Genomic DNA, 14,301 nt, shown 5'->3' with positions numbered 1-14,301 from the left:
TCGCAGAGGGGATCGGTGCGCTGTCGGACCAGTGAAGTACATCGGATGGTGAGATCGCACAGTTATGATCGGGGCGGCTCACCGGTGCACCTCCGGGGGGATGTGCACCGACGAGCCGGTCTGTCGAGGGTCGTGGGAGAAATGCTGAAGGGGCGATGGGTGAAGCAGATGCTGGGGGAGAGCTGTCGTGTCCTCGGGCGGTCGATGACGTAACGCCGCTCCTCGCGCTCACGGCTGCCCAGCGCGCGATGTGGTTCGCCGAACTGGCGCACGACGCCCGTTCGGTCACCGTCGCGCACTATCTCGACGTCACCGACGGCGACCGGGTCTTCGACCGTGAGCTGTTCCGGCGCGGTGTCGAGACCGCGGCGCGCTCCCTGCAGTCGGCGCACACGCGGTTCGCCGTCGTCGACGAGGTCCCGCTTCAGTGGATCGAGCCCGACGGGGTGTTCACCGTCGACGAGATCGACCTGCGCGACGCCGACGACCCCCTCGCCGCGGCGCACGAGTGGATGGCCGCGGACCACACGCGCCCGATGGATCTGCTCGCCGATCCCGTCGCGGTGTCGACGTTCCTGCGTGTCGCCGACGACCGCACCCTCTGGTACCTGCGGGGTCACCACATCGCGTTCGACGGCGTCGGCGCCCTGACCTGTCTGCACGAGGCGGTCGACCGCTACAACGCCGCTGTGCGCGACGACCCCTACACCGCCCCGACCCGCGCAAGCATCGCCGACGTCGTCGCCGACGACGCCCGCTACGCCACCAGCAGCCGCCGCGAGACCGACCGCGCGTACTGGGCTGAGCGCGTCGCCGACCTGCCCGAGCCGGCCACCCTCGCACGGCGGACCGCACCCGTCGGGGACGCCGCTGCGAGGCACCGTCACGTCGCGGCCGGCAGCACCCTCACCCCCGAGGCACAGGCACGGCTGACGCGGGCCGCGCGAGACCTCGGGGCGTCGGTGCCCGCCGTGCTCGGCGCGGCGTTCGCGGCGTTCCTCGCCCGGATGACCGCGAGCGACGAGGTGGTGCTCAGCCTGCCCGTCACCGCCCGGACGACGGCGCTGGTGAAGCGGTCCGCGGGCATGGTCGCCAACATGCTCCCGGTGCGGCTGCCGGTGGAGGCGTCGACGACCGTCGCCGACCTCGTCCGCGCGACGACGCTCGAACTCACCGGGTGTCTGCGGCATCAACGGTTCCGGTTCGAGGACATCCGGGCACTCGCCGGACTCACCGACACCTCGGCGATGTCGTTCGGCCCGATCGTGAACATGGTCCTCTTCGACCGGCCGCTGCGGCTCGAGGGCGCCGACGTCGGCTACCGCATCCTGTCGTCGGGAGTGGCCGAGGACCTCCGTCTGAACGTCTACCAGGCGGGCGGTGATGCACCCGTCGAGATCGACCTCCACGGCAACGCCGCCCGCTACCGTGCCGACGAGATCGAGACCCACCTGCGGCGGTTCCTGTCCTTCCTCGACGGGGTCGTCACCGCCCCCGAGTCCGCGATCGCCGACCTCGACCTGCTGCTGCCCGGCGAGGGCGCACGCATCGCCGCCCTCTCGGCCGGCCCAGCCGTGGCGCTGCCGGCCGAACCGAGCAGCGTCCTCGCCGACTTCGACCGACAGGTCGCGGCCCGGCCGGACGCCGTCGCGATCGACCACGCGGCGGGAACGCTCACCTACGCCGAGGTCGACCGGGCCCGTCGGGGTCTGGCGGGTGTCCTCGCGGCGGAGGGCGTCGGCTCGGGTGACCGCGTCGTGGTGGCGCTGCCGCGCGGGATCGAACAGGTCTGCGCGATCTACGCGACCCTCACCCTCGGTGCCGCGTGGGTCCCGGTCGACCCCGACGACCCGGCCGACCGCCGGGCGGCGATCGCCAAGCGAGTGCGTCCCGCGGCCATCGTCGACGCCGACTTCCTCACCCGGCACGGCGGACTCGCGGCGTGGTCGGCGGCCACGCCCTCCGTACCGACGGCGACGTCGATCCCGGCGGATCTCCCGGCCTACGTCCTGTTCACCTCGGGATCCACCGGTGAGCCGAAGGGTGTCGAGGTCGGTCACGCAGCGGTCCGGCGGCGGTTGACATGGATGCAGGACGACCATGCCCTCACAGCCGACGACGCCGTGCTCTACAAGACACCCGCGACGTTCGACGTGTCGGTGTGGGAACTGTTGTGGCCGTTGGCCACTGGTGCGCGGATGGTGATCGCCGCGCCGGACGGACATCGGGACCCGCAATACCTGCGACGGAGGATGGTCGCCGCCGGGGTCACCGTCGCGCACTTCGTGCCCTCCATGCTCGACACCTACCTCGACGTCGTCACCGAGCGCCCCGCGTTCGGCGCGGACCTGCGCCTGCTGGTCACCTCCGGAGAGGCGTTGGACGCGACGTCCGCCGCACGGGTCCGGTCGGCGGACGGCCCGACGCTGGTCAACCTGTACGGACCGACCGAGGCGACCGTCGACGTCACCCGTCACGTCGTCGGCAGTGAGGACGTGGTCCCGATCGGCCGCCCGGTGCCGGGGACCGTGACCCGCGTCCTCGACGCACGGCTGCGCCCGGTCCCACCCGGCGTGGCGGGCGAGTTGTACCTCGCCGGGGGACAACTCGCGCACGGCTATGTGGGTGCGGTCGGACTCACCGCGGACCGTTTCCTCGCCGACCCGCACGGCGCGCCCGGAGCACGGATGTACCGCACCGGGGACATCGTGCGCTGGGACGACGACGGCGCGCTGGAGTACCTCGGGCGCGGTGACGACCAGGTCAAGATCCGCGGCCGTCGCGTCGAACTCGGCGAGATCGGATCCGTCGTCACCGCCATGCCCGGTGTCGACGCGGCCGTGGTCGTCGCGCGCCACGACCTCGGCCCGGCGCCGGTGCTCGTCGCCTACCTGCGCGGTGCGGCCGACGTCGACGCCGTCCGTGCGTGGTGCCGGACACGGCTGCCGGCGCACATGGTGCCCGAGGCCGCAGTCGTCCTCGACGCGTTCCCCACCACACGATCCGGCAAGCTCGACCGTCGTGGCCTGCCGGCGCCGACGAGGCCTGTTCCCGAGCGACACGTCGCGGCGGCGACATCGGCCGAGCGCGTCCTCGTCGACCTGGTCGCCGACGCGCTCGGACGCGGACCCGAGGCGCCGATCTCGGTCACCGACAACATGTTCCGACTCGGTGCGGACTCGCTGGTGGCCGCGCGCCTGGTGGCACGGGCACGCGCGGCGGGACTGCTCCTGGCACTGACCGACGTGTTCGACGCCCACGACCTGCGGGAGCTGGCTGCTCGGGCGACCGTCGCCGACGACGGTGGCGCCGCGTCGGCGTCGACGGGTCCCGCACGCCCCGAACGCCCCGAACGCATCCCGCTGGCACCCGCCCAGACGCGTCTGTGGTTCACGCACCGGATGGCACCCGACGACGCGACCTACAACATGTCGGGTGCGCTCGCCCTCGCCGAGCCCGGCGACGTGGACGCGTGGCGCGCCGCGGTCGTGGACGTGCTCGACCGCCACGAGATCCTGCGCACCGTCTTCCCCGCGGTCGACGGCGAACCGGTGCAACAGATCCTCCCCACCGAGGACGCGGTGACACGTCTCGAGGCGAGTTCTCCGCTGGTGGTGCCCGCGGGGCCCGTCGGCCGATCGGAGACGATCGCCGCGCTCGTCGAGTCGGGATTCGACCTGCTGCAGCAGGTCCCGGTCCGCGCGGTGCTCGTGACCGGCGACCCCGCCGGTGACGCGGCTGTCGTCGTGGTCCATCACATCGCCGCCGACGGGTTCTCGCTGCGCCCGCTGCTCGCGGACCTCGTCCACGCCTACGGCGCGCGGCGCGCCGGACGTGCGCCGGCGTTCACACCGCTGCAGCAGCAGTACGCCGACGTCGCCGTCGCGCAGGCGGAATCGCTCGGTACGTCCGAGGCGCCGTCGGACCGTCTCGTCGAGGGTCTCGCGTTCTGGGAGGAGGAGCTGCGCGGTGCGCCGCAACTGCTCGAACTCCCGACGGATCGTCGGCGACCGCGCGTCGCATCCGGCGCCGGCGCCACCGTCGACCTGACGCTGTCGCCGTCGATCTCGGACGGTGTCCGTGCCCTGGCCGCAGCGAGCGGCACCACACCCTTCTCGGTCTTCCACACCGCGCTCGACATCCTCCTCGCGCAGCTCGGGTCGACCGACGACGTGAGCATCGGCACCGCCGTCGCCGGGCGCGACGACCCCGCACTCGCCGACCTGGTCGGGATGTTCGTCACCACGGTCGTCCTGCGCACCGCGGTCGGGCCGGCGACCACCGTCACCGACCTGCTCGCGCACAACCACCACGTCCGGGCCACCGCGATGGCCCACGCCGACATCCCCTTCGAGCGCGTGGTCGACGCACTCGCACCGCAGCGCACCCCTGCGCACTCGCCGCTGTTCCAGGTCGCGCTCACCGTCGGGCCCGACCATCTCGCCGACCTCGACGCGTGGTCGGGTTCCGCGGGACTCCTCGATGCCCGTGTCCCCGCCGCGAAATACGACCTGACGTGGTCGGTGACCGACCGACCCGACGCGTTCGGCGTCGAGATCTCCTACGCCACCGACCTGTTCGACGCCGCACGCATCGACGGCCTCGGCGTGATGTTCCGGCGTGTGCTGGCCGCGATGATCGACGACCCGCGCCGCGCGGTGGGCACCGTCGACGTCCTCGCCGCGCCGACGGTGGCAGCGCTGACCGCCCCGCGCGCGGCCTCGGCCGCACCCGTCGTGCTGGCGGATCTGCTCGCCGCCGGTGCGGCACTCGCCGACCCGACGGCGACCGCGATCTCCGGCGACATCACCATGACCTGGTCCGACCTGCAGGCCACCACGGCCCGGTGGGCACGTGACCTGATCACCCGGGGGATCGGCCCGGGTGACGTCGTCGCCCTCACGATGCCCCGCTCGGCGCACCTCGTGCTCGCCGTCGCCGCCGTCGCCGCCACCGGGGCGGCGTTCGTGACGGTCGACCCCCGCTTCCCCGCGGCGCGGGTGGCGACGATGATCGCCGACAGCGGTGCCCGCGTGGTGTTGGCGACCGGCGACTCGTCGCCGTCGGGCGTGACGGTTCCGGTCGTCCTCGTCGACGACGCCGATGTCGAGTTGCGCTGCGCGGCACATGCTCCACATCCCGTCCACGCCGACGAGCGGATCCGCCCGATCCACGTCGACGACCTCGCGTACCTGCTGTACACGTCGGGGTCGACCGGGACGCCGAAGGCCGCCGGGGTCACCCACGCCGGGCTCGCGACTCTCGTCGCCGAGCAGCACCGCCTCCTGCACGTCACACCGGCGAGCCGGGTCTTGCACGTGGCGTCCCCGGGATTCGACGTCGCCGTCTTCGAGATCCTCCTGGGCCTCTGCGCCGGCGCAGAACTCGTCGTGAGCCCCGCCGACGCCTTCGCGGGAACCGATCTCGAGGCCGTCGTCGCCGAACACGGGGTGACCCACGCCGTCCTCACCCCGTCGGTCGCCGCCACGGTGGACCCGGCGGCGGTCCCGTCGATCTCGACCGTGATGGTCGCGGGTGAGGCGTGTCCGCCGGAGCTGCCGTCCCGATGGTCGGCGACCGGCCGCGGCCTGATCAACCTCTACGGGCCGACCGAGGCGACGATCACCTCCACCGCGACACCGCCCCTGCGCGAGGGCGATCCGATCACCATCGGCACCCCGATCGACGGCGTGGGTGCACTCGTCCTCGGCCCGGGACTGCGGCCCGTCCCCGAGGACGTGGTGGGAGAGTTGTACCTCTCGGGTGCCGCCCTCGGCCGGGGGTACCACGGACGCCCCGACCTCACCGCCCTGCGATTCGTGGCATCCCCGTTCGCCCCCGGCGAACGCCTGTACCGCACCGGCGACCTCGCGTCCCGCACCGCCGGCGGCGCCCTGGTCTACCACGGCCGCAACGACTTCCAGGTCAAGATCCGCGGGATGCGCATCGAGCCGGGTGAGGTCGACGCCGTGCTCGCCGACGACCCGTCGGTCACCCGCTCGGTCACCGTCGGCGCCGCGGCCCCGTCGGGCGAGACCGTTCTCGTCTCGTACGTGACCGGCTCGAACCCCTCCCCGCAGGGGCTGATCGAGCGCGCGCGCAACCGGCTGCCCGCCCACCTCGTGCCCCGGACCGTGGTCGTCCTCGACGCGATGCCCACCACACGCACCCACAAGATCGACCGCACGGCGCTGCCTCCGGTCGAGATCGGTACGGCGGACGTCGATCACGTCGCACCCCGCACGCAGATGGAGGCCGTCGTCGCCGAGGCCGTCGCCGACGTGCTCGGCACCGTCGGCGGTGACCGTGTCGGCTCCGTGGGTGTGGACCAGGACTTCTTCGCGCTCGGCGGATCGTCGCTGTCGGCGGCACGTCTCGCGGCCCACCTCGAGCGTGTCCTCGACCGGCGGGTGCCGGCCGCGGTGGTGTTCGAGAACCCCACGCCCGCTGCGCTCGCCGCGCACCTGACGACGGCCACCACGGGGACACACCGCCCCCTCGTCCGACGTCCGCGGCCGGAGGTGGTGGGAGCGTCCGACCGCCAGCGCGGTCTCTGGATGCTCAACCGCGCGGACCCGACGTCGGCGGCCTACGTCATCGCCCTGACGCTCGACCTCGACGGCGCGGTCGACCACGACGCCCTCTCCGCGGCGATCGGAGACCTCGTTGCCCGACACGAGACGCTGCGCACCGTCTACCCGCTGGTGGGGGAGGGCCCCGTGCAGGTGATCGTGCCCGCCGAGCAGGCACTGGGTGCGATCGAGATCATCCGGCGCGACGTCGCACCCGACGATGCGTCGGTCCGGGCGGCGATCGGCGAGGTGACCGGCCGGGGATTCGACCTGGTCACCGAACCGGGCGTCCGCGCCGCGATCCTGCGGGTCGACGCCGACCGCACCGTCCTCGTCGTCGCGATCCACCACATGAACGCCGACGGCGCCTCGCTGGCGCCGCTCGCCCGCGATCTCACCACCGCCTACGCCGCCCGCGTCGCCGGCGCGACACCGCCCTTCCTGTCGGGCCGCGGCACGCCCGTCGAGGTCGACTACGCCGACTGGACGCGGTGGCATGCCGAGCGACTCGCGGCCACCGACCCCGCCGGGGTGACCGAGGAGCAGCGACAGCTCGCGTACTGGGGTGAGCGGCTGTACGGCGCGCCGGACCGTAGCGGGTTCCCGACCGATCGGCCTCGCCCCGACAGCCCGGGGGTCGGCGAGATGGTCGACGTGAGCATCCCCGCCGAGGTCGTCACCGGCCTCGAGGAGATCGCGCGGGCGCACGCCGCCACCGTGTTCATGGTCGTCCACACCGCTCTGGCGGTGCTGCTCGCGCGACTCTCGGGCAGCACCGATGTCGTCGTCGGCACACCCCACGCCGGGCGGGACGACCGTCGCCTCGACGACGTCGTCGGCATGTTCGTCACCACCGTCCCTCTGCGGACACGCATCTCGCCGCACGAGCCGTTCACCGACCTGCTGGCCCGGGTCCGCACCGAGGACCTCGCCGACCTCGCGCGCGCCGACGTGCCGTTCGACCGCATCGTCGACCACGTGCTGGGTCGGCCGTCGTCGACGCTGCACACCCCGCTCTTCGGTGTGATGGTCGCCTTCCAGGATCTCGGCCTCGCGCCGGTGACCATCGACGGCGTTCGTGTGACACCGCGGCACCCCGACACCGCCACGGCCAAGGTCGATCTCGAGGTCGCGATCTTCCCCGACGACATCGACGGCGTGGACCGTGCTGGGGGACTGGGCGGCCGGGTCACCTACGACACCACCCTGTTCGACCGCTCCACCGTCGAGACGCTCGTGCAGCGGTGGGTGCGGCTGCTCGAGTCCGTCGTCGCCGACCCGTCGACGCCGGTCGGCGACCTGTCGCTGACGACGCCCGCGGAGGAGCCTCGGAGCACACCCGACGACATCGACGAGCCGGGCGGTCTGCGTTCCGGCCGCGGCGCGCTCGTGGGTGCCTCCGCGGCCGCGGGCCTCGTGTCGGCGGCTGCCGCGGTGCTGCCCGATGTCGTCGCCGTCGACCACGACGGCGCCGCGGTCACCTTCCTCGACCTCGAGGCGTCGGCCGTGGCGATGGCGACCGCACTGCCGGACACCGACCCCGGAACCGCCCTCGTCGTCGCGCTCACCGGTCTCCTCCCGACACTCGGGGTGTCGGACACCGACGAGACCGACGGAGTGCACCTCGCCGTCGACGCGATCGCCCGCCGCGCGGCCGGACTCCTCGACGCCCTGGACGGCGCGATCGCCGGAGACGCTGCCGCTGTCGCGGGGATGTGGGCGGACGGGGCCGAGTCGGCGTGACCGTCACCGGTACCGGCGCGCACCGCGTGCCGCCGCGCTCGCGTGGCCGCCGGGGCCTCGTCGAGCTCCTGTCGGTCGCCGCGCGCGTGGCACCGGATCTCTCCGCGATGCACGGCGCGACAGGTGCGGTCACGTTCGCCGACCTGCACCGGCGGGTCGCCGCGGCCGCAGCGGCGCTCGCGTCGCGGGGCATCGATGCCGACGCCGCGGTCCGCGCGACGGTCACGGCGCTCATGCCGCGTGCCGGGCTCGCGCCCACCGAGATCGCCGCCGCGGCGACTGCGCAGACCGCCGAGGCGGTCGACGCCGCGATCGCGGCGATCGGCACCACCGACTGGCACACCGTCCCGGGTCTCGTCCGCGGAGCGGCCCGCCGCCGCCCGGATGCGATCGCCGCGACCGACACCACCGGCGGCACGCTCACCTACGCCGCGCTCGACGCGGCCGCCGACTCGCTCGCCCGAGCGCTCGTCGCGGCCGGTGCGGGCCCTGGAGAGTTCGTGGCGGTCGCGCTCGGGCGCGACGTCGACCTCGTGGTCACGCTTCTCGCGGTGATGCGTTCCGGCGCAGCGTATGTCCCACTCGACCGTGCGCACCCGCCCGCCCGACTACGCACCATCCTCGAGGCCGCGCACCCGGTGCTCGCCGTCGTCGGCGACGCGGTCGACGCAGACGAGCCCGATGCCGGGGAGTTCGCGCGATCGGCCGGGGTGCCCGTCCGCACGCTCGGTGATCTGCGGTCGACGACCCCGTCCGACGAGGTCGTTCTCGTCGACCCCGATCCACGCGACGCGGCCTACGCGATCTTCACCTCCGGATCCACCGGCGTCCCGAAGGGCGTCGTGGTGGAACACCGTCAGGTCGCCGCGCTGCTGACCGCCCTGCACGAGACGCTGCCCGCCGGCGAGGACGACGTGTGGTCGACGGTGCACTCCGTGGCGTTCGACGTGTCGGTCGCCGAGCTGTGGACCCCGCTGACCGACGGCGGGCGCCTCGTCGTCGTCGACGCCGAGACCGTCCGCAACCCCGTCGATCTCGTCGACGTCCTCGACCGCCAGGACGTGACGCTGTTCGCCGCGACGCCGTCGTTGTTCCACCCCGTCGCCGATGTCCTCCGCGCGCAGGGCATCCCGTCGGCTCTGCGACGAATCGTGCTCGCCGGCGAGTCCTTCGACCCCGCCGCAGCGCGTCGCTGGCATGCCGATCACCCCCGCGCGGACGTGGCTCTGGAGAACGTGTACGGGCCGACCGAGTCCACGGTCTACGTGACGCGGCGGGCGATGACGGCGGAGTTCTCCGCATCCGCGACCGACCCCGACATCGGTGTGGCGTTCAGCGGCTCGCGCGCACGGGTTCTCGACGCGCGGCTCGCGTCCGTTCCCGACGGCGTGCCGGGCGAGCTGTATCTCGCCGGGGGACAGCTCGCCCGCGGCTACCTCCGCCGACCCGACCTGACCGCCCTGCGGTTCGTGGCCGACCCGACCGGACCGCCGGGCTCGCGGATGTACCGCAGCGGTGACGTCGTGCGATCCGTCGACGGCTCGCTCCGGTTCGGCGGGCGTGCCGACGACCAGATCAAGTTGCGCGGGTACCGGATCGAGCTCGGTGAGGTCGAGTCCGCGGTGTACGCGGCGCCGGGTGTCTCGTCGGCCGCGGTGGCGGTACACCGGCCCGGACCCGGCGCCGACCCGTCCGCCGATGGGTCGACCGATCGCCTCGTCGCGTATGTGACGGGCGCGCGCGCCGACGCCGACGAGATACGCGCCTCGGTGGCCGCGGTGCTGCCCGACTACATGGTCCCGTCGGACGTGATGGTCCTCGACCGCCTCCCGCTCACGGTCAACGGCAAGGTCGACCGGTCGGCGCTGCCGGCGCCGACGTCCACGACCGTCGTCGATGCGCCGCCGGCGACCCCGACCGAGGAGGTGCTCGCCGCGATCGCCGCCGACGTGCTCGGCCTCCCCGAGCTGCCGGTGACCGCATCGCTGTTCGACCTCGGCGGCAACTCGCTCGCCGCGGCTCGGTGGGCGGTCGCCGCCTCCGACCGTCTCGGCGTGGCGGTCTCGGTGCGCGACGTGTTCGCCCACCCCACCGTCCGTGCGCTCGCGGCCGCGGTCGCGGACCGCGCCGGTGGACCCGCTCGCCGCGCGCCGGAACCCCTCGAGCGCGACCGCACCGTGCCGTTCGAGAGTCCGCTGTCCCCGGCGCAGCACCGCATCTGGTTCCTCGACGCCCTGGACCCGGGTGGTCGCGCCCATGTCATCCCGTTCGCGCTGCGTCTCACCGGCGCGCTCCGGCCGGATGTCCTCGCCGCCGCGGTCGGCGACCTGATCCGACGGCACGAGACCCTGCGGACCCGTTTCGTCGCATCCGACGGTGTCCCCGTGGCCGTCGTCGACCCCGTCGGCGCCGACGTCGACGTCGCCGTCGACCCGCCGGTCGACCTGCGACCGACGCCGAACGCACTCGCGACGACGATCGCGCGGGCCACGACAGGATTCGACCTCGCCGCCCGACCGCCGCTGCGGGTGCGGCTGGTGCGCGTCGCCGACGACGCCTGGGTGCTCGTCGTCGCGATCCACCACATCATCGGTGACGGAGCGTCGATCGCACCCATGGTCCGAGATCTGATGGCGTGCTACCGGGCTCGCCTGACCGGCACGCCCGCGGATCTGCCCGAGCTGCCCGTGCAGTACACCGACCACGCCGCGTGGCAGCACGATCTGCTCGGCGATCCCTCCGACCCGTCCTCCCTCGCCGCCCGCCAGCTCGAGCACTGGCGGTCGCGGCTCGGCGACGTCGAGGGTGTGACCGATCTCCCGCTCGACCGCCCACGCCCACCGATGTGGTCCGACGCCGGTGCGCACCAGGCGTTCTCGATCGACGGGGACACGTGGTCCGCGCTCTGCCACCTCGCGCGCTCGCACGGTGCGACGCCATTCATGGCGATGCACGCGTTGCTGGCGGTCACGCTGGCACGCTCGGGGACCGATGACGACATCGTGATCGGCAGCCCGGTGGCCGGGCGCGGTGCGCCCGGGATCGACGACCTGATCGGCATGTTCGTCACCACCGTCGCACTGCGGACCCCCGTCGACCGCTCGGCCGGGTTCGTCGACCTGCTGCACCGGGTCCGCGCCACCGACATCGAGGCGATGGCGAACGCCGACGTCCCGTTCGAGACCGTCGTCGCCGAACTCGCCCCGGAACGCAGCACCGCCCACGCACCGTTCTTCGGTGTGGCGCTGGCGTTCCAGAACCACGACCGTCCGGATCTGCACCTCCCCGGCGTCGGCGTCGAGTTCCTCGACGTCGACGTCGACACGACGAAGGTCGACCTGCAGCTCACCGTGGACGCGCCGGACGCGCATCCCGGGACCGACGCGCATCCCGGGACCGACGGCGACGTGCGTGCCGTGATCACCTACGCCACCGCGCTGTTCGACGCCGAGACCGTGGTCGAGTTCGCCGACCGTCTCCGGGCGCTCGCCGCCGAGGTGGTCGCGGCCCCGCATGCGCCCGTGGGCGACCTGCCGTTGCCGCGGCCTGTCGAGGCCACGGTGGGCCTGCCGGACGTCGTCCCCACCGACCGGCTCCTCGCCGATGTTCTCGACGCGGCGGTCGCATCCCATCCCGGGCGGACCGCCCTCGTCGGCGGGGGAGAGTCGCTCACCTACGCCGAGCTGTCGCGGCGTGCGGACGCACTCGCCGGCCGTCTCGCGGGGGCCGGTGTCACGCGCGGTGACGCCGTCGCGATCGTCCTCCCCCGCAGCGTCGATGCGACGGTGGCGTTCTGGGCCGTCGCGCGCAGCGGTGCCGCCGTGGTGCCGATCGACCCCACGGCGCCGGCCGATCGCGTCGTCGCGATGACGACCGCGGCGGGCGTGCGGGTGGCCGTCGCACTCGACGAGGCCCTTCCGCCCGAGGGACTCATCCGGGTGGCACCGCGCGATGACGCCGCCGTCGATCCGACGAGACGGCCGCACGTCGCAGCGGACGACGTCGCCTACGTCGTGTACACCTCGGGCTCCACGGGGACGCCCAAGGGGGTCGAGGTGACCCACCGCGGGCTGGCGGCGCTCACGGCCGAGGCCGTCCGTCGGCTCGCGCTGACAGCGGAGTCGCGCGTGCTGCGTGTGGCCGCACCGGGATTCGACGCGGCCGTGTTCGAGACAGTCATCGCGGCAGCGGCCGGCGCCGCGCAGGTCGTCGTCGAGCCCGGCGTCGTCGGCGGTGTCGAGCTCGCCGAGGTCCTGCGGGTCCACCGCGTCACCCACGCCGTGATCACGCCCGCCGCGCTGGCCACCGTGCCGTCCGAGGACCTGCCGGACCTCGCGGTCCTCTGCGTCGCCGGCGACGCGTGCGGCCCGGAGTTGGTGCGCGCCTGGGCATCCGATCGCACGATGCTCAACCTGTACGGGCCGTCGGAGGCGACGGTGTGGTCGACCGCGAGCGCGCCGATGACCCCCGACCGCCCGCCGACGATCGGCACCCCCGTCGCCGGCGTCGGCGTCGAGGTCCTCGACACACGCCTGCAGCCGGTCCCGGTGAACGTGGCCGGCGAGCTGTACCTCTCGGGACCCGCGCTCGCCCGCGCCTACCGGGGACGACCGGATCTCACCGCCGACCGGTTCGTCGCCGGGCCGGACGGTCGCCGCCGCTACCGCACGGGTGACGTCGTCCGCCGTCTGCGCTCGGGGGAACTCGTGCACCTCGGACGCAGCGACTTCCAGGTCAAGATCCGCGGCGTCCGCGTCGAACCGGGTGAGGTCGACGCCGTCCTCACCGGCCGCGCCGAGGTCGCGGCGTCGTTCACCGGCCCGTACCGCACCGGTGACGACACGACGCTCGTGTCGTGGGTCGTCCCGACCGGCGCCGGGGTGGACACCGCGGAGCTGACCGCCGCTGTGGCGCAGCGACTGCCGTCGGCGATGGTCCCGTCGATCGTCGTCGTCGACGCCCTCCCGATGACGACGGTCGGCAAGATCGATCGTCGTGCACTGCCGGCCCCGACCGTCGACCGCGCCGCGTTCGTCGCCCCCGTCGACGACCGTGAGCGAGTCGTCGCCGATGTCGTCGCCGCGGTGCTCGACACCGACCGGGTCTCGGTGATCGACGACTTCTTCGCGCTCGGCGGCACCAGCCTGTCTGCGACGCGGGTCGTGGCCCGGCTCGGTGACGCGCTCGGTGTGGACATCGGCGTCCGGGACCTGTTCGCCCACCGCACTCCACGTGCCCTGGCCGGCGCTCTCGCCGGACGTGTGGCGACGGTCCGGGTACCGGGAGGGCCCCGACCGCGCCCGGCACGCATCCCGCTGTCGCACGCGCAGCGACGCATGTGGTTCGTCAACCAGCTCGACACCGCCTCGTCGGCGTACACCATCCCGGTCGTCGTCGCGCTGCGCGGCGTGCTGGACGCGGACGCGATGTACCGCGCGGTCCGCGACGTCGTCGATCGCCACGAGGTGCTGCGCACGGTGTACCCGTCGTCCTCCGGCGGCGAGCCCGTGCAGGTGGTGCTCCCGACGTCCGTGGTCGACGACCGCCTCGACTGGCGTGCGCTGACCGGCCCCGACAGCGACACGACGGCGCGCGCTGTGCTCGCCGACGGTTTCGACGTCACCGTGGACCTCCCGGTGCGCGGTCGCATCGCCTCGACCGCCCCGACCGATCATCTCCTCGTGCTCGCCGTCCATCACATCGCCGCCGACGGGCAGTCGGCGCCGATCCTGGCGGCGGACATCGCGACCGCCTACGCCGCGCGCGCCGCCGGGACCGCCCCGCAGTGGGACCCGTTGCCCATCCAGTACGCCGACCATGCTCTCGCCGAGCGCGAGACACTCGGCGCCGCCGACGATCCCGCGTCGGAGATGGCACGCGCGCTCGCACACTGGCGATCGGTGCTGGCCGTTGCGCCCGACCTGCTGCCGCTGCCCACCGACCGCCCACGCCCCGCCGTCGCCGACGCCCGCGGGGAGACGGTCAC

Annotated in this window: 2 protein-coding genes (1 of these 2 cut by a window edge); both read left to right on the top strand. The window is 73.7% G+C overall.

The genetic code is table 11. The features are described 5' to 3' along the window. Nucleotides 1-155: 155 nt before the first annotated feature. Nucleotides 156-8,315, top strand: a complete 8,160-nt coding sequence (locus ACXVUM_RS02365; protein ID WP_458520270.1) for an amino acid adenylation domain-containing protein — start codon at nt 156-158, stop codon at nt 8,313-8,315. Next, on the top strand, nt 8,312-14,301 hold the start of the coding sequence (locus tag ACXVUM_RS02360) for a non-ribosomal peptide synthase/polyketide synthase (RefSeq protein WP_458520269.1). 31,564 nt of this gene lie beyond the right edge of the window; 5,990 of the gene's 37,554 nt are visible here — the first part of the coding sequence; its start codon is at nt 8,312-8,314; the stop codon falls past the right edge of the window. The genes ACXVUM_RS02365 and ACXVUM_RS02360 overlap by 4 nt, the downstream gene beginning before the upstream one ends.

The organism is Williamsia sp. SKLECPSW1, from assembly GCF_054332755.1.
This window is presented reverse-complemented; position numbering and strand designations above follow the sequence as displayed.